General features: G+C 70.1%; 13 protein-coding genes. 6 read left to right on the top strand and 7 right to left on the bottom strand.

The annotated features are described in order from the left end of the window. Positions 1-81: 81 nt before the first annotated feature. Genes ccrA through ABZ664_RS38380 form a run of 3 tightly spaced genes read left to right on the top strand, consistent with a single transcriptional unit; the run spans position 82 to position 3,389 of the window. Positions 82-1,512: a crotonyl-CoA carboxylase/reductase gene (gene ccrA, locus ABZ664_RS38390; RefSeq protein WP_362521994.1), complete on the top strand. Its 1,431-nt coding sequence runs from the start codon at positions 82-84 to the stop codon at positions 1,510-1,512. A gap of 6 nt (positions 1,513-1,518) precedes the next feature. Further along, positions 1,519-2,532 (top strand): ketoacyl-ACP synthase III, encoded by a 1,014-nt coding sequence (locus tag ABZ664_RS38385; RefSeq protein WP_362521991.1) that lies wholly within the window; start codon positions 1,519-1,521, stop codon positions 2,530-2,532. After that, positions 2,529-3,389: a 3-hydroxybutyryl-CoA dehydrogenase gene (locus ABZ664_RS38380; RefSeq protein ID WP_362521989.1), complete on the top strand. Its 861-nt coding sequence runs from the start codon at positions 2,529-2,531 to the stop codon at positions 3,387-3,389. Before ABZ664_RS38385 ends, ABZ664_RS38380 begins: the two co-directional genes overlap by 4 nt. A gap of 320 nt (positions 3,390-3,709) precedes the next feature. On the opposite strand, the gene ABZ664_RS38375 is transcribed toward ABZ664_RS38380, so the two are convergent. Beyond that, positions 3,710-4,507, bottom strand: coding sequence for an alpha/beta fold hydrolase (locus ABZ664_RS38375; RefSeq protein WP_362521987.1), 798 nt, complete (start codon positions 4,505-4,507; stop codon positions 3,710-3,712). A gap of 623 nt (positions 4,508-5,130) precedes the next feature. Here ABZ664_RS38375 and ABZ664_RS38370 point away from each other — a divergent pair. Next, complete coding sequence (locus tag ABZ664_RS38370; protein ID WP_362521984.1) at positions 5,131-7,905, top strand: AAA family ATPase; 2,775 nt, start codon at positions 5,131-5,133, stop codon at positions 7,903-7,905. Positions 7,906-7,972: 67 nt separating this feature from the next. Here ABZ664_RS38370 and ABZ664_RS38365 read toward each other — a convergent pair whose 3' ends face one another. After that, a complete protein-coding gene (locus ABZ664_RS38365) occupies positions 7,973-9,511 on the bottom strand; it encodes an MFS transporter (protein WP_362521981.1) in 1,539 nt (512 codons plus the stop codon). Positions 9,512-10,027: 516 nt separating this feature from the next. Here ABZ664_RS38365 and ABZ664_RS38360 point away from each other — a divergent pair. Further along, positions 10,028-10,717, top strand: coding sequence for a TetR/AcrR family transcriptional regulator (locus ABZ664_RS38360; RefSeq protein WP_362521978.1), 690 nt, complete (start codon positions 10,028-10,030; stop codon positions 10,715-10,717). Positions 10,718-10,833: 116 nt separating this feature from the next. On the opposite strand, the gene ABZ664_RS38355 is transcribed toward ABZ664_RS38360, so the two are convergent. Beyond that, the gene (locus tag ABZ664_RS38355; RefSeq protein WP_362521974.1) at positions 10,834-11,124 is read right to left on the bottom strand and encodes a DUF5988 family protein; all 291 of its coding nucleotides are present in this window, start codon (positions 11,122-11,124) and stop codon (positions 10,834-10,836) included. Positions 11,125-11,211: 87 nt separating this feature from the next. Next, positions 11,212-12,084 carry a glucose-1-phosphate thymidylyltransferase RfbA gene (gene rfbA, locus ABZ664_RS38350; protein WP_362521972.1) on the bottom strand — a complete coding sequence of 291 codons (873 nt, stop codon included), beginning with the start codon at positions 12,082-12,084 and terminating at the stop codon, positions 11,212-11,214. Between the two features lie 354 nt (positions 12,085-12,438). Here rfbA and rfbB point away from each other — a divergent pair, with 354 nt between their 5' ends. Continuing rightward, entirely contained in the window at positions 12,439-13,413 is a 975-nt protein-coding gene (gene rfbB / locus ABZ664_RS38345) for a dTDP-glucose 4,6-dehydratase (protein WP_362521970.1), read from the top strand. A 143-nt stretch (positions 13,414-13,556) separates the two neighbouring features. Here rfbB and rfbC read toward each other — a convergent pair whose 3' ends face one another. The 3 genes from rfbC to ABZ664_RS38330 form a co-directional block, all read right to left on the bottom strand. Further along, positions 13,557-14,156: a dTDP-4-dehydrorhamnose 3,5-epimerase gene (gene rfbC / locus ABZ664_RS38340; RefSeq protein WP_362521968.1), complete on the bottom strand. Its 600-nt coding sequence runs from the start codon at positions 14,154-14,156 to the stop codon at positions 13,557-13,559. Between the two features lie 272 nt (positions 14,157-14,428). Next, positions 14,429-15,238 (bottom strand): 4'-phosphopantetheinyl transferase superfamily protein, encoded by an 810-nt coding sequence (locus ABZ664_RS38335; protein WP_362521966.1) that lies wholly within the window; start codon positions 15,236-15,238, stop codon positions 14,429-14,431. Between the two features lie 216 nt (positions 15,239-15,454). Further along, the gene (locus ABZ664_RS38330; protein ID WP_362521964.1) at positions 15,455-24,064 is read right to left on the bottom strand and encodes an SDR family NAD(P)-dependent oxidoreductase; all 8,610 of its coding nucleotides are present in this window, start codon (positions 24,062-24,064) and stop codon (positions 15,455-15,457) included. Positions 24,065-24,104: the final 40 nt, after the last annotated feature.

The raw sequence follows: 24,104 nt of genomic DNA, 5'->3' as shown, positions 1-24,104 counted from the left end.
TCAGGGCCAAAGACGGGCTCGCCCGCAGAGGGCCGTCACCGCAGGCAGACCCACCACACCGAAAGGAGCCGGTGGATTCCGATGAACGCCGTTTCCCCCGACCTGCCCTTCCCACGCCGGACGACCCCGGCGGCCCTCACCGCGGATCCGGTGGCCGAGGCCGTGCTCGGTGGGGCGTCCCCCGACCAACTGGCGCGGACCCCGGTACCGGAGGACTACCTCGCCGCCCACCTGCGGATCGAGGACGTCGACATGTTCACCGGCATCGAGGACAAGGACGTGCGCAAATCGATGCGCGTCGGGCGGGTGCCGATGCCCGAGCTCGCACCCGACGAGGTCCTGATCGCGGTGATGGCGAGCTCCATCAACTTCAACACGGTCTGGTCGTCGATCTTCGAGCCGCTGCCGACGTTCAATTTCCTGAAGCGGTTCGGCGCCACCGGCGGGTTCGCGACCAGGCACGACCTTCCGTATCACGTCGTGGGCTCCGACTGCGCCGGGGTGGTCGTGCGGACCGGGGTCGGGGTGCGCCGCTGGCGGGTAGGCGACCGCGTCGTGGTGAGCCCGATCCAGACCGACGACCAGGAGCCGGCGACGCACGGCGACGGCATGCTCGGCGCCGAGCAGCGCGCCTGGGGCTACGAGACGAACTTCGGCGCGCTCGCCCACTACGCGGTGGCGCGTGCCAGCCAGTTGATCCCCAAACCCGCCCATCTCACCTGGGAGGAGGCCGCCAGCATCACGCTGTGCGCGGGTACGGCCTACCGCATGCTGGTCAGCCGCCAGGGGGCGGACATGAAGCAGGGCGACATCGTCCTCATCTGGGGCGCGACCGGCGGGCTCGGCGGATACGCCGTGCAGATGGTGAAGAACGGCGGCGGCATCCCGGTCGGGGTGGTCGGCTCCGCGTCGAAGGCCGCGGCCCTGGAACGGCTCGGCTGCGACATCGTCATCAACCGCGGCGAGATCGGAATGGGCGGCGACGCCCCCAGCAGCCCGGAGCGGACGGTCGAACTGGGCAAGCGCCTGGGGAAGATCATCCGGGAGCGGGCGGGCGGGGACCCGCACATCGTCTTCGACTACATCGGACGGGCCACGTTCGGGATCTCGGTGTTCGTGGCCCGCCGCGGCGGCACGGTCGTCACCTGCGGCTCCAGCACGGGCTACCAGCACCAGTTCGACAACCGCTACCTCTGGATGAACCTCAAGCGCATCGTCGGCAGCCACGCGGCCAACATGCAGGAGATGTGGGAGTGCCTGCGGCTGTTCGAACTCGGCAAGCTGATGCCGACCCTGTCGTCGTCGTACCCGCTCACGGAGGTCGCCGAGGCCGCCCGGCTGGTGCAGACCAACACCCACCTGGGCAAGGTGGGCGTGCTGTGCATGGCCCCCGAGCCCGGTCTCGGCGTGACCGATCCCGAACTGCGGGCCAGGATCGGCGAGGAGAGGCTGAACCCGCTGCGAGACCCGTCGGCCCGGCGCGACGCGCCCCTCCTCGCCGGAAAGGTGTAGGCGACCGTGGCCGGGCGAACCGCCGGAATCCTGGCGACCGGCTCGTATCTTCCGAAGGAAGAGGTCGGCAACGCGCAGGTCGCGGAACGAGTCGGTGTCACCCCGGAATGGATACTGCGCAAGACCCGGATCTCCTTCCGGCGGTACGCCGCGCGGGACGAGGCGACCTCGGACCTCGCGGCGCGGGCCGCGATGAGCGCGATCGAGCAGGCAGGCATCGATGTGGACCGCATCGGCTACGTCATCGTCTCCACCTCGACGGGTGACCACCCGCAACCGCCCACCTCCTACCTCGTGCAGAACGCGCTCGGCGCCTACGGCGCCGCCTGCTTCGACATCAACGTCGTGTGCAGCGGGTTCGTGTACGGCCTCGCCCTGGCGAAGGCCCTGCTCTCGCTCCAGCCCGACACGTACGCGCTCGTGGTGGGCGCGGACCTCTACACGCGCTGTGTCGACTTCACCGACCGCCGCACCTCGGTGCTCTTCGGGGACGGCGCCGGCGCCGCCCTGGTCGGCATGGTGCCCGAGCCGTACGGGATGATCGCCTGCGACCTGTCCAGCCGGGGCGAGGCGAGCGGGCTCATCAGCGTCAAAGCCGGGGGCAGCAGGTTCCCGACCTCGCACGAAACCGTCGCGGCCGGCGAGCACTACTTCAGGATGGACGGCCGCGGGGTACGGGACTTCGTGATGGAGAACGTCCCGCCCGCGCTGAAAAGGCTGGTGGTCGGTGCCGGGTACAGCCTCGACCAGGTCGACGCCTTCGTGCCGCACCAGGCCAACGGGGCGCTGCTCGACGAACTGGTGGAACGCTGCGGGCTCACCGGCGCGCACACCCCGCGCACCGTGGAGCGTTACGGGAACATGGGGAGTGCCTCGGTGCCGGTGGCGCTCGACGAGGCCAACAGGGCGGGCATGCTCGGCGACGGCGACCTGGTGCTGCTCGCCGGTTTCGGCGGCGGCATGTCGATGGGAACGAGCCTGCTTCGCTGGTCGGCGACCACACGTCTGGAGACGAGATGAGCGACATCCACAGGGTCGGTATCGTCGGATGCGGGCTGATGGGCTCGGGTATCGCCGACGTGTGCGCCCGCGCGGGGCTGGACGTGCGGGTCGCGGTCACCAGCGGCGCCTCGATGAACCGGGGACGGCAGCGGCTGCTGAGATCCCTCGACGGCGGGCTGCGCAAGGCGACGATCACCGAGACGGAGCGAAGCGAGGCGCTGGAGCGGGTCTCCTTCACCTGCGACCTCTACGATCTGGGCGACCGGCAGATCGTCTTCGAGGCCGTCCCCGAGCACGAGCCGACCAAGCTCGACCTGTTCCGCACCCTGGACAAGATCGTGGAGGATCCGGACGCGATCCTGGCGTCGAACACGTCGTCCATCCCGATCATCAGGATGGCGAGGGCCACCGAACGGCCCGGCCAGGTGGTCGGCGTGCACTTCTTCAATCCCGTACCCGTCATGCCGTTGGTGGAGCTGATCGGCTCGCTGCTCACCGAGGACGAACCCCTGGCGCGGGCGGAGGCGTTCGTCACCGGGACGCTCGGCAAGCAGGTGATCCGCTCCTCCGACCGGGGAGGCTTCGTGGTCAACGCCCTGCTCATCCCGTACCTGCTGTCGGCCATCCGGATGGTGGAAACGGGGTTCGCCACCGCCGACGTGATCGACAAGGGGATGGTGCTGGGCTGCTCGCACCCGATGGGTCCGCTGAGGCTCGCCGACCTGATCGGGCTGGACACGGTGGCCTCGATCGCCGACGCGCTGTACGGGGAGTTCAGGGAGCAGCAGTACGCGCCTCCGCCGATACTGCTGCGCATGGTCGAGGGCGGCCTCCTCGGCAAGAAGACCGGCCGAGGATTCCACGTCTATCCCTGATCCCTCTCCTCTCTGGAACGGCGCCTGGACACGGTCCGGCGCCGTTCTCGCGTCTGTACGCGGGGGCGGGGCCGGGGCGTGTGGTCGGGGCGCGTCGCTCGTCTACGCCACGCGTGTCCGTGCGCGAGCACGCGTGGGGGCGCGGGACGGGGACGCGGAAAGGGTGCGCGGGACGAGGGCGCGGCGAAGCGTTTCGACGCGAGGGCGCGGTCGTTTCCGCGCGGCGGGCGGTCATTTCAACACAGGGCGGGCGATACGCGAAAAGCGAAAGGCATCATTTCAACACGGAGAGGGCGCGTGACGGCCCCCGGGGCAGGGCCTCAGCGGCGCGAGTCCGCGGCGAGCAGGGCCGACGAGACGCGGCCGGCGACGAGGGCGACGATCTCCTCGGCGTGTTCGGTGAGGTAGAAATGACCGCCGGGAAAGAACCGCGCCTCGAACCGCGCCCGCGTATGGTCGCGCCACGCCCGCACGTCGTCCGGGCGGGCCTTCGGGTCGTCGATGCCGGACAGGGCGGTGACCGGGCACGACAACCCCGGCCCCGGCCGGTGGCGGTAGGTCTCGACGGCCCGGTAGTCGCTCCTCACCACGGGCAGCATCGCCCGCATGAAGTCGTCGTCGCCGAGCACCGTCGTGGCGGTTCCGCCCAGTGCGCGCAGTTCGGCCAGGAGCCCGTCGTCCGGCCGCAGGTGCGTCCGGTCGTCCCGGTGGATCGACGGGGCGCGCCGCCCCGAGACGAACAGTTCCAGCGGCGCCGTACCGCGCCTCTCCAGCCTGCGGGCCACCTCGAAGGCGACGAGAGCCCCCATGCTGTGCCCGAAGAGCGCCAGGGGGCGTGTGACGGCCCTGGCCGGTAGCGCCGAGACGATCAGGTCGGCCAGCTCGTCGATGTCCTCGACACACCTCTCGGCGCGCCGATCCTGCCTTCCCGGATACTGCACCGCGAGCACCTCGACCGTGGGCGGGGCGAGGCGCGCGACCGGAAGGTAGAAACTCGCGGAGCCTCCGGCGTGCGGGAAGCAGACCAGCGTGGCCGGTGCCCGCACGGCCCTTTCCCCCGCCTGCCCGAAAAGAAGGCGCCGGACCCACATGTCGTCGCCGTCCTTGACCGCGCTCATGACTCCCGCCCCGTCTCGACCATCGCGTTCCGGCCGGCGCGTCTCGATCCCGCCATCCAGGACGACCGGTCATCGGCGGCCTTTCCGACATCCGGAATCAGGTCTCCGATAGATCCAAAATCATCGACCTCTTTCACATCAATACCTCGGAAGGAATATAATCCATCTCGCCCTGCACTCCCGGAAGCATTCGTCACCCACCGTCATACGCCAATCACATTACGGCAACATCTAGCCGTCGGCATGCGGAAGGATATCCAAAGTAGCCTGCGACGATCCAGGGAGGCAGCCCTTCGCGCCCCCCTAAATCAAACCCCCCGATAAGGGTTAATAGGGGGTTTGCATTTTCCCCGAGAGCCATAGATGATCCCGCTGGGGCGGATACGGGGTTACCGCCGAGTTAAGCGTTCTGGATGCCGTGATGAAATTAGGTGCAAGAGAATGACGAAATCATGGACAGCACCGTGATGAAATTCCAGAACGGTACCTTATCGTCGTCGGCAGTTCCATCGGAAAAGAGGAAAGCTTGACGTCACCTACCGGCAGATACAGGTTTCCTTCTCTTGTGAGCCGGGTGTTATCGTTCCATCATCTGCTTTCATCTAGGGTGGGCGGGGAGCCCTATGATACTTATCGAGCGGGATAGCGAAACCACTTTTCTCACAAACCTGCTTTCGGATTGTGCGCGCGGCCGTGGCCGGGTGGCGACGATCACGAGCCCTACCGCGACCGGCAAGACCGAGCTGGTGTACGCCTTCGGTCGCAGCGCCGTCGAGTCGAAGGTCACCTGGCTGAGCGCCACCTGCTCACGGGCGGACCAGAAGGTGCCCCTCGGCGTGGTGAGCCAGATCTTCCACAACGCGGCACTCCCCATCGACCACGCCTTTCGGGCGGCACAGCTCATCGAGGACGCCGTGCTCGGGGCGAAGTCGTCCGGTGAGCGCCCCGAGGAGTCCGACTGGCTCCGTATCACTCAGGGCCTGTGGGCCATTGTCCTCGAACTCTCCAAGTCGAATACCGTGCTCATCACCGTGGACGACATCGAATATGCGGACTCCCTTTCCTGGCAGCTTCTGCTCAACTTCCTCCATCGGCAGAAGAGTGCCAACGTGCTCATTCTCCTGACGGCGACAGAGGGCCTTCAGGGAATGGATCCGCACCTTGAGATAAACCTTATGCGCCATCCTCACTACGAGCGCATAACACTGGCACCGCTTTCCCTGCGAGGCGTCATCAAGACATTGTCCGCTTTTGTCGGCACCACTGCGGCGGTTAAGTTCGGCCCAGCGGCCCACAGCGCCAGTGGAGGCAACCCACTGCTGGTCAAGGCATTAACGGAAGACTACAGGAGTGCCGGCGAACCGGATAACCTCATCGTCTCCGACGCATTCTCCCGATCGGTCCGGGCCCTCCTGCACCGCAGCGATCCCACCATGTTGCTGGTCGCCCACGGGCTCGCGATACTTGGGGACCTCGCCCTGCCGACTCTTCTCTCGGAGTTACTCGGCATCACGACGACAATGGTGAATCAGGCGCTGAACCGTCTCGGTGTCATCGGCATTGTTGACTCGCTACGTTTTCGGCACCCCGCCGCCAGGTCCGCCGTGCTCGACGACCTGGACCCACATCGACGTCAGGAAATGCATCGGCTCGCCGCGCGGCTTCTCCACGCTGAGGGAGCCGCGGCCGCCGTGGTCGCCGAACATCTCATCGGCTCTCCCCACTTCCGGGAGTCCTGGGCACTGGCCGAGCTCCGCGAGGCCGCCGAGCAGGCGCTCACGAACGACCGGCACGAGTTCGCGGTCCAGTGCCTGAAGCTCGCCCTGCAGTTGTGCGACGACGACCGGCAGCGCACGACGACCACGGCGATGCTCGCCCGGGCGGAGTGGCGCCTCAACCCCGCCGCCGCCAACCGGTACGTCGACCGGCTCATCACGGACGCCCGCGAGAACAGGCTGGGCTTCGACGAGCTGGACACCCTGCTGGGGTTCCTGCTCTGGCACGGGCAGCACGACGAGGCTGTCGAGGTGCTCGAACGGCTGACCGAGCTGGCAGGCGAACCCGGCGCCGACGAGGAGGCGGCCTGGCTCGACGTCCTCCGCCACCGGCTGTCGTGCATCCACCCCACGGTCCTCGCCCGTGCCCGCGTCGTCGCGAGCGCCGACTCCGTGACCAGAACGACGTGGACGACGTGGACGACGGTCGAGGGCGGTCCGCACTCGCAGGCGGCGGCTCTGCTGGCGGGCGTTCTGCGGGACGGCCCGGACGAGAGCACGCTCAGGACCGCCGAGCGCGTGCTGCACTCCACCTCGCTGGACGACGTGAACCTGGAGACCGTGGGGGTGGCGCTCCTCGCCCTGGTCTACTCCGACCGCCCCGACAAGGCCGCGCTCTGGTGCGACCTCCTTTACTCGGAGGCCGTGCGGCGCCGCTCACCCACCTGGCGGGCGCTACTCGCCTCCCTGCGGGCGAGCATCGCCATCCGCCAGGGGGACCTGTTGACCGCCGAGGAGTACGCGCGTGCCGCACTGGACATCCTGCCGCCCCGGAGCCTGGGCGTCCTCGTCGGGTTGCCACTCGCCGTACTGATCCGCGCCACCACCGAGATGGGCAAGTACGACGTCGCCGAGCGCCATCTCAGATGGCCGGTGCCCAACGCGATCTTCCAGACCCACTTCGGGCTCCACTATCTGCAGGCCCGTGCCCATTACTATCTGGCGACGAACCACTCGCATGCCGCGTTCAACGACTTCTCCACCTGCGGGCGGTTGATGCGTGCCTGGAATCTGGACACCCCGGCGCTGGTGCCGTGGCGTCACGGCGCCGCGGCCGCCCTGCTCCAGCTGGAACAGCGGGAACAGGCACGGACCCTGCTGGAGCAGCCCTACGACCTACCCGGCGGCGACTCGCTCAGGACACGGGGGATCTCACAGCGTCTCCTCGCCGCCACCAGCGACCTCAGGCAGCGTCCATCCATGCTCCGGGAGGCGATCGACACGCTCCAGAGCGCGGGCGACCGCCTGGAAATGGCCTACGCGCTGGTCGACCTCACCCACACCCTCAACGAGCTCGGCGAGCCCAACAAGGCACGGATGATCGGTTACCGTGCCGACAGTGTGGCCGGCGAGTGCCGGGCCGAGCCGCTGCGGCAGGCCGTACGGCACAACAGCGACGGTTACGACAGCGGCGACGGCGGCGACGGCGCGGAGAGCATGAACGTGCTCAGCGACGCCGAGCAGCGCGTCGCCTCGCTCGCCGCGCTCGGCTACACCAACCGCGAGATCTCCAGAAAGATCTACATCACCGTCAGCACCGTGGAGCAGCATCTGACCCGCATCTACCGCAAGCTCAACGTGAAAGGCCGCAGGGATCTGCCGGCACAGTTCTCGCAGATGTGAATGTGAATGACCGGCTCGCCGCCCGTGCCCGTCCGGCCGGGGCTTCCGGGGGCACGGGCGGCGAGGGTCACTCGGTGCGACCGTCCACCTGCGGGGTGTCCACTCGTACCGATCGGAGAAGGATCGTGGCGAGAACCGCCGTCAACGCCATGATGACGGCTCCGAGGACGGCGGCCACCTGCATGCCGCCGGTGAAGGCCGAGCGGGCGGCGTCGAGCAGGGCCGTCCCGGTCTGTTCCGGCATCCTCGCGGCCACCCCGAGCGCACCGCCGAGGGTCTCGCGCGCCGCCTCGGCGTCTTCGGGGGGCAGGGCGGGCGCCGAGGCGACGAACCTCTCGCTGTAGATGGAAAGGCCGACGCTGCCCAGGATCGCGATACCGAGCGCGCCCCCGAGTTCGGTGGCGGCCTCCATGACCGCGGACGCCGAGCCGGCGCGTTCCGGCGGGGCGGCAGCGACGATCATGTCGGATGCCACCGCCTGCACGGCTCCGATGCCGGATCCCAGCAGGAGCAGACCGCTGATGAGAAACCACCGCTCGGAGTCCACATCGATCAGGCTCATCACGACGAAGCCTCCGGCGGCGAGCGTCATGCCGCCGCCCATGATGTATCCCGGACGCGTCCACTTCGCGATCACGGCGGTCAGTACGGAACCGGCGAGGGCCGCACCGGCCGCGGGCAGGGTGAGCAACCCCGCGGTGAACGGCCGCAATCCGAGCACCATCTGCAAATACTGGGCGATGAAGTAGAACAGCCCCACCAGAGCGAAGATCGCGAGTGTGCTCGTGATCAGCGACATGCTGAAGGCCCGGCTGGAGAACAGTCTCAGGTCGAGCATCGGGTCGGGCAGCAACCGCTGCCTGCGCAGGAACACGACACCGAACGCCAGCCCGACGACCACGCCGGTCAGGGCCTGGAGCTCGAAGCCGTCGGCGGCGAACTGCTTGATCCCGTAGACCATCGGCAGCAGGGCCGCCAGTGACAGCAAGGCGCTGAGCAGGTCGAACCTCCCGGGACGGGGGTCGCGGTACTCCGGCAGCACGATCGGCCCCAGCAGCAGGAGCAGGACCATGACCGGCACATTGATCAGGAACACCGATCCCCACCAGAAACGCTCCAGCAGCCAGCCTCCGACGATCGGTCCCAGCACGCTGCCTCCGGCGAAGCCCGCGGCCCACACGGCGATGGCCATCCGGCGCTGCCCAGGGTCGTGGAACATGTTGCGGATCAGCGCGAGGGTCGGAGGCATCAGGCTCGCCGCCGCCGCGCCCTGCAGGGCGCGGGCCACGACGAGCAGCTCGGCGCTGGGGGCGTAGGCGGCGACGGCCGACGTGACACAGAACGCGGTGGCACCGATCAGCAACAGTTTCCTGCGGCCGATCCTGTCACCCAGGGTGCCCATCGGAATCAGCAGACCGGCCAGCAGGAAGGCGTAGATGTCGACGATCCACAGCAGCTGGGAACCGGTCGGCGCGAGGTCCGCGCTCAGGAAGGGGAGCGCGAAGTACAGCACCGTCACGGTCACGGAGATGAGCAGGACAGGCAGGACCAGCACCGCGAGGCCGAGCCATTCCCTCCGCCCGGCTGTGGCTACGCCCTGTGTCATGACTACAACTCCTTGGGTACTTCGTACATCAAATAGACGCATACATCGTACGCACAACTCTTCCGGGAGTACAACGACTCATCTTCAGATCGACCTTGACTTCTGGAAAGTTCCAGATAAACCCTAGAGTGCAGCGAGTTCGCGCCCAACGACACCTCGCCCCCACTAGCCATTTCATCACATCCGGATCACTAATTACGTCACAAAAAGCATGTGCTAGAGTTTCGTCACACGGCTGTGCATCTGGAATCGGACGGGGACCACATGTTGACGTGCACACAATGTGGAAAGCCTTTGAACGCCGCACCTCGGGGACGACGCCCCCGGTACTGCTCCCGAGCCTGTCAGGCGCGGGCCTACCGTGCCCGAACCGCCGAGCGGTCCGCGCAGTCCTCCGGACGGACCCCGGCCTCCGCGCTGCGAGTCGCTCCCCCCGGCGTTCCCCTTGCCGTGGCGCCGGGATGCGCCCCCGCCGCGGACCATGCCCCGCTCCGGCAGAGCGCCGACGATTTGGCCATGCACCACGAACCCCCGAGCGGCCTGAGCACGGAGCGGATCGTACGCACCGCGGTCCGGATCGCCGACACAGAAGGCCTGGACGCGTTGTCGATGCGCCGCGTCGCGACCGAGCTGGGCGCCGGCACGATGTCGCTGTACCGCTACGTGTCGGGCAAGGACGCGCTCGTCGAGTTGATGGTCGAGGTCGTCTTCGGTGAGACCTCCTATCCGGTCTCCATACCGGGAGGCTGGCGCACCAGGCTGGAGATCGCGGCACGAAGGGAGTGGGGGATGTACTCCAGGCACCCCTGGGCGCTGCGGGTTATCGCCACTCCACAGCCGCCGCTCGGGCCGAACGTGCTCGCCGATGTCGAGTGGGCGATGCGCGCCATGGACGGCCTCGGCCTCGACCCGATGACGACACACTGGGTGGCCATGATGGTGAGCGCCCAGGTGCAGGGCGCGGCCCTGCTGCTGGTGAACGAACTGGAGGCCGAACGCCGCACCGGCGTCACGACGAGACAGTGGCGCGCGTCGAAGACGCCGATGCTCCTGGAGATCCTGGAGTCCGGACAGTTCCCGATGCTGTCCAGGCTGTATGCGGAACAGGACGAGCCGATCGACATCGACGAGTGGTTCGAGTTCAGCCTGCGGCACCTTCTCGACGGTATCGCCGTCCTGGTGGAGGGCCGGAGCAAGGGTGCGTAGGGCGCGAACCCGGATTCGCCCCACGGCCCCCGCGGGACGCGAATCACTCCCTGTCACCGGAGAGCCTTTTTTCGGCAAGTCGTTCGTGTATAAATGAAAAACATCGGAGGACTGCGCTACTCGGCGATTCTGGTCCGGGTCGTCCAACGAAAGACAGCCGCTCCGGAATCATCGGAAATCGATTCCGCCTGCCGCTCGAAGTGCTCGTAGCCATTGTGCCGGGGAATCTTTATCTTTCCGTAGGCCGCCGTCGCGTCGTCGACACGGAAGGTCCGTGAGATATCAGCGGGACCCCCTTCGAGTACGACGTCGACATATGTCCGGTCGAGCTGCGGCGTGGCGAATCCGGAATGGCCCTGCCCTTCCGCCCCGCGCTCCTGCCCGCCCCGGTCGATGGAGACGCTCATCTGGAATACCTCCGGTCTGTGTGTTCGGTCGATGTGGTCCGCCGCCGTGGCCGCGGATCGTTTCCACGCCTCCGAGCCCTGGAGCGCTCAGCGGAATTCGGCCGCGACGCCGCGTACGTACCGGCCGTAGCTGGAGGCGGAGAGTTCGGCTCCCAGCCGGTCGCAGGCCGCGGCGTCGATGAAGCCCATGCGCAGCGCGACCTCCTCGATGCAGGCGATGCGTACGCCCTGCCGGCTCTCCAGCGCCTGCACATACTGGGTGGCCTGCAGGATCGACTCCGGCGTGCCGGCGTCGATCCAGGCGAACCCCCTGCCCAGGTCACGCAGACGCGCCTTGCCCCTTCGCAGATAGGTGCGGTTGACATCGGTGATCTCCAACTCCCCCCGGGGGGAGGGCCGCAGGTTCTTGGCGATGTCGATCACGTCGTTGTCGTAGAGGTAGAGGCCGACGATCGCCCTGTTGGATCGGGGATTCGCCGGTTTCTCCTCGATCGAGACGAGCCGGCCTTCGGCGTCGGTCTCCCCGATGCCGTAACGCTCGGGGTCGCTGACCGGGTAGCCGAACAGCACGCAGCCGTCCACGTCCGCGACGTTCTCCTGGAGGATGTCGTAGAAGGAGTTGCCGTGGAAGATGTTGTCGCCGAGCACGAGGGCGACCGAGTCACCGCCGATGTGGTCGGCGCCGATGACGAAGGCGTCGGCCAGGCCCTTCGGCTCGTCCTGCCGCGCGTAGCTGATGTCGAGCCCCAGATGTGACCCGTCCCGCAACAGGCGGGTCAGCTGCGGCAGGTCGGCGGGGGTGGAGATGATCATGATCTCCCTGATGCCCGCAAGCATGAGCGTCGACAGCGGATAGTAGATCATCGGCTTGTCGTTCACGGGGAGAAGCTGCTTGGAGACCGCAAGCGTGAGCGGATACAACCTCGTGCCATGGCCGCCCGCGAGAATGATGCCTTTCATGGAAAAGCCCTTCATGACGAAGTCGGCCAACGGTGGTCAATCGGATAGGAAGCCGACCGGTACCAAAAAGACTCACATGGGATATAGGGGGCATCAACCCCCTACCGTCTCCCTTAATCCCCCTATTTCCTCCAGTCGAATTCATCGCCCGCGGGCAGGGCTTCTCACACCGGATCTCACCGCCTACAGTCGGAGCCGCGGCCCCGGAATTCCGCGCCGACGAATCATCTCCAAAAAACCATGCGTGCCGAAATTCCGAACATCCGCGCATTCACGGAAGGGCACCGCCCCCGCGACGCCCACAGCCATGAGGGCGGGTCTCCCGTCCAGCGATCACAGCGAGGTGGATCTCCGTTGAGAATTCTCGTCACCGGGGGTGCCGGATTCATCGGTTCCCACTACGTACGCACCCTTCTCGGCACGGACGGCCCGGCGACTGTCACCGTGCTGGACAAGCTCACCTACGCGGGCAACCCGGCCAACCTCGACCCGGTCCGCGACAGCGACCGCTTCGCGTTCGTCCAGGGCGACATCTGCGACACCGAACTCGTCGGCGAACTCGTCTCCCGGCACGACCAGGTGGTGCACTTCGCCGCCGAGTCCCACGTCGACCGGTCGATCCTCGGCGCCGGCGAGTTCGTGCGGACCAACGTGGTGGGCACCCAGACCCTCCTGGATGCGGCACTCCGAGGCGGGCCGACGACCTTCGTGTACGTCTCCACCGACGAGGTCTACGGCTCGATCGAGGAGGGGGCCTGGCCGGAGACCGACCCGCTGAGCCCCAACTCCCCCTACGCGGCCTCCAAGGCGGCCGGCGACCTGCTGTCACTCTCCTACCACCGCACCCACGGCCTGGACGTGCGGGTGACCCGCTGCTCCAACAACTACGGGCACCACCACTTCCCCGAGAAGGTCATCCCGCTGTTCATCACCAACCTGCTCGACGGACTGAAGGTCCCGCTGTACGGCGACGGCCTCAACGTCCGCGACTGGCTGCACGTCGACGACCACGTCAGGGGCATCGAGCTGGTCCGCACGGCGGGCCGCCCCGGTGAGGTCTACAACATCGGCGGCGGCACCGAGCTGAGCAACAGGGAACTCACCGGCCTCCTCCTGGAGGCCCTGGGCGCGGACGAGAGCAGCATCGCCTACGTGGAAGACCGTAAGGGCCACGACCGCCGCTACTCCGTCGACTGGACCAAGATCGAGCGAGAGCTGGGCTACCGCCCGCGCAAGGACTTCGCGACGGGCCTGGCCGAGACCGTGGCCTGGTACCGCGACAACCGCGCCTGGTGGGAGCCGCTCAAATCGGGGCTGCGGACCGGCTGACCCGCTCTTCTCGCCTCCGTACGGGGCGGGTCCCCGCACAACGGTCGTACCGGGGCCCCGCACCGCCCCCCGGGCCCCCGGAGACCGGCCCGGGGGCGGAGGCGACGCCGAGCGCCGACACCCGGATACGGGGGCGGCGCCACTCACGTGCGAAGCTTGGCGTACAGGCCACGGCACTCCTCGTACGTGGGGAGCATGCCCCTTCGCCGGGCCTCGGCGAGGGTCGGGGCCGCCTCGTCCTTCTCCGACAGCAGGGGCTCAAGTCCGGCGGGCCACTCGATCCCCAACTCCGCGTCGAGCGGGTTGATACCGTGCTCACGGCCGGGCGCGTACCCCTCGGAACAGAGGTAGACCACCGTCGCGTCGTCGGTCAGCGCCATGAAGGCGTGGCCGAGGCCCTCGGAGACGTAGACGGCGCGGTGATCCCGGTCGTCGAGGACCACCGCCTCCCACCTCCCGAAAGTGGGCGATCCGACGCGGATGTCGACGAGTACGTCGAAGACCGCTCCCCGGACGCACTTGACGTACTTGGCCTGGCTGGGCGGGACGTCGGCGAAGTGCACGCCGCGCAACGTCCCCCGGCGCGAGACCGAGTAGTTCGCCTGGACCAGGGCCAGGCTCTGGCCGGTGGCCTCACGGAAGGGCGCGTCGTGGAACCACTCGTGGAAGCTGCCCCTGCTGTCGGGGAACACCTTCGGTTCGAAGACCCACGCACCGTCGACACCGAGCGGACGCATGCTCATCAGATCTCCTTGAGCGTGGAAGACCCGGGCTGCGGGAGCCCCTTCCCGCGGAGTCTTCAGGAGCCCCTTCACCCTGGGAACCCCTCATTCACAGAGGCCGACAGGGGTGGCACCCGGTTCGTTCGCCGAGGCCGACAGGGGTGGCGCCCGGTTCCTTCACGGAGATCGACAGGGGTGGCACCCTGTCGGATGAGGTCAAAGGACCCGTCGCCGGGTCCGGCTACAGGAAAACACCGGCGTTCGACGGGGCTCCCCCTCCCCCTACTCCGGACTCACGGACCCGGAGAATCGTGAACGTCCCCTTCGCTCCCTTCGCCCGAGCGGCGGACAGGATCCGGCCGATCGGCGTCACCGCCCGGCCACGGACTCCCCCGCCTCCGCCGGTGCTCATCGACGTGCGGGGCGGCCGAAAGTGCCGTCACGACCGCGACGGCCGTGATCATGAGCCCTCGGCCCACCAGCCATCGGCCGAAGAACTCCTTCAGCTCGACACCGTCGCTCAGCCTCGGCCCCTCGGCCAGCAGCCGGGCGTGGAAGCCGCCCCAGGCCGGATCGAAGGTGATCGACGCCTCCGTGAAGTCGAGACGCGGTTCCCGCATCGGTGCCAGGGGGAACCACGCCTTGTAGACGGACTCCTTCGCGCTGAACAGCAGCCGGTCCCACCTCACCGACGGGTCGCGCCGCAGGAGATACGTCACACGGCGCAGCTCCTCGCCGACCGTGATCACCTCCAGCACCCCGGAGGGCAGCGGCTTGTTCGGCTCGGCGTCGATGCCCAGGGTCGTGATGTCACCGGACCGCGCGACGGCGGCGGCACGGTATCCGGCGCAGTGGGTGATGCTGCCGACGACACCCGGGGGCCAGACCGGCGCGCCCTTCACCCCGGGCGGCACGGGCACCGGAGGGTAGCCCAGACGGCCCAGGGCGTCGCGAGCGCACCAGCGTCCCGTGGTGAACTCGCGGCGGCGCTTCTCCACCGCCCTGCTGATCACGGCCTCCTCCTCGAGGAACAGGGCGCAGGGCCGCGAGTCGTCGAACACCTCCGACGACCTGACCTCTCCCGGCAGTAGATCCTCGATCATGAGGCGCGTTCGGAGATCGGCGGGACCTGCCCGGTCCGGCCAGAGCTCCCGGCACTCGGCCGGACCTCCTCGGCGAGGTTTCCACCCCTCGCGTGGACGGCGTGCGGGGTGCCCACCGCGAGCGGACCTCGTGTCCTCATGAGGTGGCCGACTCACGCACGAACCGAAACGGCGACGACAGCGACGACAGCGACGACAGCGACGACAGCGACAGGGTCACGACAGGCCGAGCTCGTTGTCGAGCATGTCGAACATCTCACTGTCCGTGACCGAGTCGAGGTCGAGCTCCGTGTCGCCGGGATCACCGGAATCGCGCGAGAGCGCCGCCCATTTCGTCTTCAGGACGTCCAGGCGCGCCGCGACCTGCCTGTGCGCCTCGGGGTCGACGGCCATCCCGGTGAACGCCCTCTCCAGCTTCGCGAGCTCGCCGAGGAGCGCCGCGGACCCCGTCTGCTCGGTCAGGCCGAGCCGGTCGAGCAGGTGGTCGACGAGGGCGAGCGAGGTGGGGTGGTCGAACACCAGGGTGACCGGCAGGCGCAGCCCGGTGGCGTCGGTCAACCGGTTGCGCAGCTCGACGGCGGTGAGCGAGTCGAAGCCCAGCTCCTTGAACGCCCGGTCCGGCTCGACGGAGCCGGTTCCGCTGTGCCCGAGTACGGCCGCCACCTGGCCTCGTACGAGATCCAGGAGCACTTCGGCGCGCTCGGCGGCGCCGAGGGCGGTCAGCCTGTGCACCAGGGTGTCCGGCTCCTGGCGCCCGCTCGCGGCCGTCCGGCGCCTTCCGGCGGGCACCAGCCCTCTCAGCAGCGGCGGAACATCCTCACGCGCCCGCAACGCCGGCAGGTCGAACCTGACCGGCACCAGCACCGGGCGGTCCACACCCCCGGCGGCGTCGAACAGTTCCAGTCCCTGCTTCACCGACAGCGGACGGATGCCCACCCGCGCCATCCGCCGCCGGTCGGTGTCGGCGAGGGCGCCGGTCATTCCGCCGGTCGCCCCGGCGTCCCGTACCCAGGGACCCCAGGCCAGCGACAACGCGGCGAGCCCGGCGGCCCGGCGGTGGTGGGCCAGTCCGTCGAGGAAGGCGTTGGCCGCGGCGTAGTTGCCCTGCCCCGCACCGCCGGCCACGCCGGCCACCGACGAGAAGAGCACGAACGCGGCGAGATCCACCCCCTGGGTGAGCTCGTGCAGATGCCAGGCGGCACCCGCCTTGGGCCACAGCGCGGTGTCCATCCGCTCGGGGCGCAGGGAGGGAATCGTCGCGTCGTCCAGCACCCCCGCCGCGTGAACGACCGCCGTCAGCGGATGCTCGGCGGGTACGCCTGCCAGCAGGCCCGCGAGCGCGCCCCGGTCGGAGACGTCACACGCGGCGACGACGACCTCGGCACCGCGGGCGGCCAGCTCGGCCCGCAGCTCGGGGGCGCCGGGCGCCTCCAGCCCTCGGCGGCCGGCCAGCAGCAGCCGCCGCACACCGTGCTCGCCCACCAGGTGCCGCGCCACCTCGGCACCGAGGCCGCCCGTGCCGCCGGTGATCAAAACCGTGCCCTCGGGATCCCACCGCCGCACACCGTCCCCGCCTATAGCGACCGGCACCAGGCGCGCCGCTCTCAGCACTCCGTCACGCACCGCCACCTGCGGCTCGCCGCAGGCCAGGACGGCCCGCAGAAGCGCCGCCGAAGGCTCCAGCGGCTCGTCGAGATCGACGAGCACGAACCGGCCCGGGTTCTCCGCCTGCGCGGCGCGGACCAGTCCCCACACGGCGGCACCCGGCAGGTCGGTCACGCGGTCGTCCTCGTGGACGGCGACCGCGCCACGCGTCATCACGATGAGGGTGGCGTCACCGAGCCGCTCCTCCGCGAGCCAGCGCTGCAGAAGGCCGAGCACGCGGACGGTGGACTCGCGGGTCGCGGCGATGACGTCGGCGGGATCGGCGGGGTCGGCGGGGTCGGCGGCGAGGAACGCGGCCGCGGCACGCGGCGGGGCACCCGGCGTGACGAGATCCCCGGGATCCGCCGCCACGTCCAGCGACACCACCTCCGCCTCCGCTTCCTCTTCCTCGACGTCGGCGGGCGTCTGGGGCAGGGGCGTCCACTCCAGCCGGAACAGTCCGTCCCCCGATGTCCGGCGCCCGCCGACGACCAGGCCGCCGGGCGACGCCGGACGCGACACCAGCGACTCGGCGGTGAGCACGGGCGCTCCCGCCGTGTCCACCGCGCTCACCGACACCGTGTCCTCGCCGGTTCTGGTCACGCGCACGCGCAGCGTCGTCGCGCCACCGGCGTGCAGGTGCACGCCGCCCCACGCGAACGGCAGGCGTCCCGCCTCGGGCTCGGCGGACTCCAGGAACGGCACCGCGTGCAGGGCGGCGTCCAGCAGCGCCGGGTGCACGCCGTACGAGCCGGCGTCGCCGGCCTGCTCGGGCAGGGCGATCTCCGCGAACACCTCGTCGTCACGCCGCCAGGCCGCGCGCAATCCCTGGAAGAGGGGGCCGTAGACGAACCCGCCCTCGGCGAACCGCTCGTAGAGGCCGTCCAGTTCGACGGCGGACGCTCCCCTCGGTGGCCACACCTCGGTGTCGAAGACCTCGGCCGGGTCAGCGGCCTCGCGTCCGCCGCCGGAGAGCACACCGGTCGCGTACCGTGTCCACGGCTCGTCGTCGGCGGCGCCCGCGGGCCGCGCGTAGACGCCGAGCTCGCGGTGGTCCGACGCGTCGGGCGCGCCCACCGACACCTGCAGGTCCATCGCCTCCCCCTCGCCGAACACGAGCGGGGCGGCCATGGTGAGTTCCTCCACCCGGTCGCAGCCGACCTGGTCCCCTGCCCGGATGGCGAGTTCCAGCAGTCCCGCGCCGGGCAGGATCACCATCCCGCCGACGGCGTGGTCGGCGAGCCACGGGTGCGATCGCGGTGAGAGGCGGCCGGTGAGCACGACCCCGTCCGACCCGGCGAGCCGCACCGCGGCCCCCAGCAGGGGGTGCGCCGCCGCCGCGAGCCCGAGATCCCCGACGTCCCCGACCCGCCGCCCACTCGGCCAGAACCACTGATGCCTGAAGGCGTACGTCGGCAGGTCGACCCGGCGGGCGTCGCCGAACGCGGCCCCGAACACGGCCGGCCAGTCCACCGTGAGACCGTGCGTGTACAACGTCGCCACCGCCGTCATGATCGCGTCCTGCTCGCCGCGGTCACCGCGCAGCGCCGGGACCAGCACCGCGGCCTCGTCCTGGACGGTGTCCTCGGCCATCGCGGTCAGCACCCCGTCGGGTCCCAGTTCGAGGTACGCGCTGACCCCGCGCCGCCGCAGCGTCCCCACGCCGTCGGCGAACCTGACCTCGCGCCGCACCTGCTCCACCCAGTGGTCCGGTGAGCACAGCTCCTCCGCCGACGCGAGCTCGCCCGTCACGGTCGAGACCACCGGGATCCGCGGCGCCGCGAAGTCCAGGCCCTCGGCCACCCTGCGGAACTCCGCCAGCATCGGCTCCATCAGCGGCGAGTGGAACGCGTGGCTCACCCTCAGCCGCCTCGTCCTGCGTCCCCTCGCCTCCAGCAGGCCGGAGATTCGGACGACCGCGTCCTCGGCACCGGCGATCACCACCGAGGCGGGACCGTTCACCGCGGCGACGGAGACCTCGTCCTCGCACCCGGCGAGGAGCGGCAGCACCTCATGCTCAGGGGCCTGTACGGCGATCATCGCGCCGCCCTCCGGCAGCGCCTGCATCAGCCGGGCGCGTGCCGCCACCAGCCGGCACGCGTCCGCCGACGACAGCACGCCCGCCACGTGCGCGGCCGCGATCTCCCCGATCGAGTGCCCCACCAGGAAGTCCGGCTTGACACCCCAGGACTCCACCAGCCGGAACAGCGCCACCTCCAGGGCGAACAGCGCGGGCTGGGTGTATCCGGTCTGGTTCAGCGACTCGGTGTCGCCGCCGAACATCACCTCGCGCAGCGGGCGGTCCAGCTCAGGGTCCAGGTGTGCGAGCACGGCGTCGAGGGCATCGGCGAACACCGGGAACCGCTCGTACAGCTCCCTGCCCATTCCGGCCCGCTGAGCGCCCTGTCCGGTGAACAGCAGCGCGAGCCTGCCCGGCCGCGCGCCACGTCCCCTCACCGTTCCCGGCGCCGGGCGCCCGTCGGCCATCGCGGCCAGGCCCGCGAGCAACCCGTCCCGGTCGCCGGCCAGCACCACCGCCCGGTGCTCGAACGTGGAACGGCCCGTCGCCAGTGAGAAGCCGATGTCCGCACAGGAGACGTCCGGATCGTCCTGGACCCGCGACAGCAGGCGTGCCGCCTGCGCCCGCAGCGCGTCATCCGTCTTCCCCGACACCGACACCGGCACCGGCATCGGCACGACGTCCGGCGCCGAGCCGGTCGTGACACCTGACGACGATCCGTTCAGTGATCCGTCCTGCGCCCCGTCCGACGACCCGTTCTGCGGTCCGTTCAGCGATCTGCCCGGTGAGCCGTTCGGCGACCGGCGCCCGGCCGTCGCGTCCGCGGACGGCGGCGCCTCCTCCAGGATCACGTGCGCGTTGGTCCCGCTGATGCCGAACGACGACACCCCGGCCCGGCGCGGCCATCCGCCCCCCGGCCACGGGCGGTGCTCGGTCAGCAGCTCCACCGCGCCCTGCTCCCAGTCCACGTGCGACGAGGGCGCGTCCACGTGCAGCGTGCCCGGCAGTACCCCGTGGCGCATCGCCATCACCATCTTGATCACACCGGCGACGCCCGCCGCCGCCTGGGTGTGACCGATGTTCGACTTGATCGAGCCCAGCAGCAGCGGCCGGTCCTGCGGCCGGTCCTGGCCGTAGGTGGCCAGCAGCGCCTGCGCCTCGATCGGGTCGCCCAGGCTCGTCCCCGTCCCGTGGCCTTCCACCACGTCCACGTCCACCGTGGCCAGGCCGGCGCCGGCGAGTGCCTGGCGGATCACCCGCTGCTGAGACGGGCCGTTCGGCGCGGTCAACCCGTTGGAGGCGCCGTCCTGGTTCACCGCGGAACCGCGTACGACGGCCAGCACCTGGTGACCGTTGCGCCGCGCGTCGGACAGGCGCTCCAGCACCAGCGTCCCGACGCCCTCGGACCAGCCGACACCGTCGGCGGCCTCGGAGAAGGACTTGCACCGGCCGTCGGCGGCGAGCCCGTCCTGAGCGCTGAAGTCGATGAACGCCCCCGGGGTCGCCATCACCGTCACCCCACCGACCAGTGCGAGCGAGCACTCACCGCCGCGCAGCGCCTGCGCCGCGAGGTGCAACGCCACCAGCGAGGAGGAGCACGCGGTGTCCACCGTCATCGCCGGCCCCTCCAGGCCGAGGATGTAGGACAGCCGCCCGGACAGCACGCTGCCGGCCGTACCGGTGCCCATGAAGCTCACCACGTCCGGCGGGAACTCCGCGCTCGTCGCGTAGTCGTGGTACATCACCCCGGCGAACACACCCGTGTGACTGCCGCGCAGCGAGAGCGGGTCGATCCCGGCCCGCTCGACCGCCTCCCACGCCACCTCAAGAAGGAGCCGCTGCTGCGGGTCCATCGCGAGCGCCTCACGGGGCGAGATCCCGAAGAAACCGGGGTCGAACTCCCCAGCGTCGTGCAGGAAACCGCCCTCGCGGACATAGCTGGTGCCCCGGCGCTCGCGGTCGGGGTCGTACAGCGACTCCAGATCCCAGCCACGAGAGGTCGGGAACGCCGAGATCGCGTCCGTACCCTCCTCGACCAGCCGCCACAGCTCCTCGGGAGAGGTCACCCCGCCCGGGTAGCGGCACGCCATCGACACGATCACCACGGGGTCGTCGCCGACCGGTGTGACCGGCCGCGCGACCACGCGTCCGCTCACCGGGGCGCCGAGGTCACCCGGCAGCTCCGCCAGGAGGTACTCCGTCAGCGCCGTGACGTTCGGGTAGTCGAACACGAGCGTCGCGGGCAGCCTCAGCCCGGTGTCGGCGGCCAGCCGGTTGCGCACCTCGACGGCCGTCAGCGAGTCGAAGCCCATGCTCTGGAAACTGCCCAGCGGCTCGATCGAGTCGCCGTCCGCGTGGCCCAGCGCCAGCGCCACCTGGCCCCGCACCAGCTCCAGCAGGACGGCCATCCGCTCGCCCTCCCCGAGCGGCGCGAGGCGTTCGACGAGCGTGGCCGCCGCCTCGGTCGTGGCCTTCCTGCGGACCTGTGCCCTGACCAGCCCTCGCAGCGGGAACGGGACGTCCCCGCCGGTACGGAACGCCGACAGATCCAGACGTACGGGCAGCAGGGCCGACTCTTCGCCCATGACCGTCGCGTCGAACAGCGCCAGCCCCTGCTCCGGGGAGAGCGGGAGCGTCCCGCGTCTGGCGAGCCTGCCCATCTCGGCCTCGCTCAGGGCGCCGGTCATGCCGCTCACCTGGTCCCACGGACCCCAGCCCAGCGAGACCGCCGGTAGCCCCTCGGCCCGGCGGTGCCGGGCGAGCGCGTCCAGGAAGGCGTTCGCCGCCGCGTAGTTGGCCTGCCCCGCCGTTCCGAACGTTCCCGCCACCGACGAGAACAGCACGAAGCCCGCCAGATTCTCGTCCCTGGTCAGCTCGTGGAGATGCCAGGCCGCGTCCACCTTGGGGCGGAACACCTTCTCCAGGCTCCGCGACGTCAACGTGCCGATCACACCGTCGTCCAGCACGCCCGCGGCATGCACCACCGCGGTCAGCGGATGTTCGGCGGATATCCCGGCCAGCAGGGCGGCGACGGCGTCACGGTCCGCCAGGTCGCATGCCACGACGTTCGTCCGGGCGCCGAGTCCGGCGAGCTCCGCCACCAGCTCCTCGACGCCCTCCGCCCTGTCACCGCGACGGCTCGCCAGCGTCAGGTGACCGACGCCGTGCTCGGCCACCAGGTGGCGGGCCAGCATGCCACCCAGGCCGCCGGTGCCACCGGTGATCAGCACCGTGCCCTCCGGATCCCAGGTCGGACCGACCGCCTCGGCGGGCGGGAAGACGCGGGCCAGCCGACCTGCCAGCACGGCACCGTCCCTGATCACCAGTTGCGGCTCGGCGGCGGCCAGGGCCGACGGCAGCGCCGCGATCGACGTCGCCGGCACCCCCCTCGGGTCGTGGGCGTCACCGTCCCGGAGGTCGAGGTCGATCAGCGCGAACCGGCCCGGATGCTCGGCCTCGGCGGCACGCACGAGCCCCCACACCGCCGCCGCCGCCACGTCGTCGCCGTCCACCGCGCCCCGGGTGAGGAACACCAGCCGCGAATCGGCGAACCGCTCGTCCGCGAGCCAGGAACGCACCAGGTCCAGCACGGACGACGCCAGGCCGTGAGCGGCCATCGGCACCTCGTCACCCGGGCCCGCCTCCACCGGGACCAGCACCGTACGCGGCACGGAAGCGTCACCGTCGCACGCCTCTCCCAGCGACCGCAGATCGGCACCGACCCCGACGGGACCACCCACCGTGGCGGCGAGTGCCTCGGTGAGCCCCCAGCCGTCCGTGCCCACCACCGCCAGAGTGCCCGGCGAGACCGTGGACACCGGCGACGCCGGGGCTACCTGCGGAACCCAGTCCAGCCTGAACAGGGAGTCCCTTCCGATCGCTCGCGGACCGGCGGCCTGCCCTTCGGAAAGGAGACGCAGGGACAGCGATCCGATCGAGGCCACCGGGCCGTCCACGCCGGCGATCGCGATCGACATCGCGTCGGGTCCGGCCCAGGACATCCGCACCCGGACCGCCGACGCCCCCGCCGCGTGCAACGACACACCCTCCCACGCGAAGGGCACCTTACGCCGGGCCTCCTCGCTCCGGTCGAGGAGCAGGCACAGGTGCAGTACCGCGTCCAGCAGCGCCGGATGCGCTCCGAACGCCCCCGCCTCGGCCGCGTCCTGCTCGGGCAGGCTGACTTCGGCGTACATCTCCGAGTCGCCTCGCCAGGCCGCGGTGAGGCCGCGGAACGCCGGTCCGTAGTCGAAGCCGTCCGCGGCCCGCCCCTCGTAGAAGCCTTCCAACGAGACCGGCGTCGTACCGGCCGGCGGCCACACGGTCGTGTCGAACGCCGGTGTGGTGTCGGGGGCGATGAGAGGCTCGTCGACCGCGAGGAGCCCGCTCGCGTGCCGTGTCCAGGGACGCTCCTCCTCGCCTTCCGGCCGCGCGTACACGCTCAACGGCCGCTGTCCCCTCTCGTCGGGCCCGCCCAGCCGTACCTGTACCCGGACGCCGCCCTGTTCTGGCAGCGTCAACGGCGCGGCCAGGGTCAGCTCGTCCACACGAGCGCAGCCGACCTCGTCACCCGCCCGGATCGCCAGTTCCAGGAACGCCGTCGCCGGCACCACCACCCGGCCCGACACCACGTGATCGGCCAGCCACGGCTGGGAGCGCACCGACAACCGGCCGGTGAGGAGCACCTCGTCGCCACCCGCCAGCTCGACGGCGGCTCCCAGCAGGGGGTGATCCGGCGCTCCGAGCCCGGCGTCGGTCACATCGCCGACGCGGACGCGCGAGGGCCCCGGCCAGAAACGCCGACGCTGGAAGGCGTAGGTGGGCAGCTCCACCCGACGGGCGCCGGGGAACGCCGCCCGCCAGTCCACCGGCACCCCGTGTACGTGCAGGGCGGCGAGCGCCGCCATGATTGTTTTTTGCTCGTCCTGGCCCCTGCGCAGGGCCGCTACCAGCACATCCGGAGCGGCCGCCGACCTCGCCTCGGCGTCGCGCGCCGGATCCTCGGGCACGTCGGCACCGGTCTCGGCCTCCACGGTGAGGGTGTCGTCGGCCATCGCGGTGAGCACACCGTCGGGGCCCAGCTCCAGATACGCCCGCACCCCCTGGCCGTGCAGGGTGCGCACGCCGTCGGCGAAGCGAACCGCGCCACGCACCTGCTCCACCCAGTACTCCGGCGAGCACAACCGCTCGGCCGTCGCCTGC

It is taken from the genome of Streptosporangium sp. NPDC006930 (assembly GCF_040635605.1).
Lineage (GTDB): Bacteria > Actinomycetota > Actinomycetes > Streptosporangiales > Streptosporangiaceae > Streptosporangium.
Note: the sequence above shows the minus strand (reverse complement) of the source record. Positions and strands in the feature narration are given on the sequence as shown.

What these genes read in the sequence shown, in the direction of transcription:
- ccrA (WP_362521994.1), top strand. Translation starts at nt 82, where the DNA reads ATGAACGCCGTTTCCCCCGACCTGCCCTTCCCACGCCGGACGACCCCG.
- ABZ664_RS38380 (WP_362521989.1), top strand. Translation starts at nt 2,529, where the DNA reads ATGAGCGACATCCACAGGGTCGGTATCGTCGGATGCGGGCTGATGGGC.
- ABZ664_RS38375 (WP_362521987.1), bottom strand. Translation starts at nt 4,507, where the DNA reads ATGAGCGCGGTCAAGGACGGCGACGACATGTGGGTCCGGCGCCTTCTT.
- ABZ664_RS38370 (WP_362521984.1), top strand. Translation starts at nt 5,131, where the DNA reads ATGATACTTATCGAGCGGGATAGCGAAACCACTTTTCTCACAAACCTG.
- ABZ664_RS38365 (WP_362521981.1), bottom strand. Translation starts at nt 9,511, where the DNA reads ATGACACAGGGCGTAGCCACAGCCGGGCGGAGGGAATGGCTCGGCCTC.
- ABZ664_RS38360 (WP_362521978.1), top strand. Translation starts at nt 10,028, where the DNA reads ATGCACCACGAACCCCCGAGCGGCCTGAGCACGGAGCGGATCGTACGC.
- ABZ664_RS38355 (WP_362521974.1), bottom strand. Translation starts at nt 11,124, where the DNA reads ATGAGCGTCTCCATCGACCGGGGCGGGCAGGAGCGCGGGGCGGAAGGG.
- rfbA (WP_362521972.1), bottom strand. Translation starts at nt 12,084, where the DNA reads ATGAAAGGCATCATTCTCGCGGGCGGCCATGGCACGAGGTTGTATCCG.
- rfbC (WP_362521968.1), bottom strand. Translation starts at nt 14,156, where the DNA reads ATGAGCATGCGTCCGCTCGGTGTCGACGGTGCGTGGGTCTTCGAACCG.
- ABZ664_RS38335 (WP_362521966.1), bottom strand. Translation starts at nt 15,238, where the DNA reads ATGATCGAGGATCTACTGCCGGGAGAGGTCAGGTCGTCGGAGGTGTTC.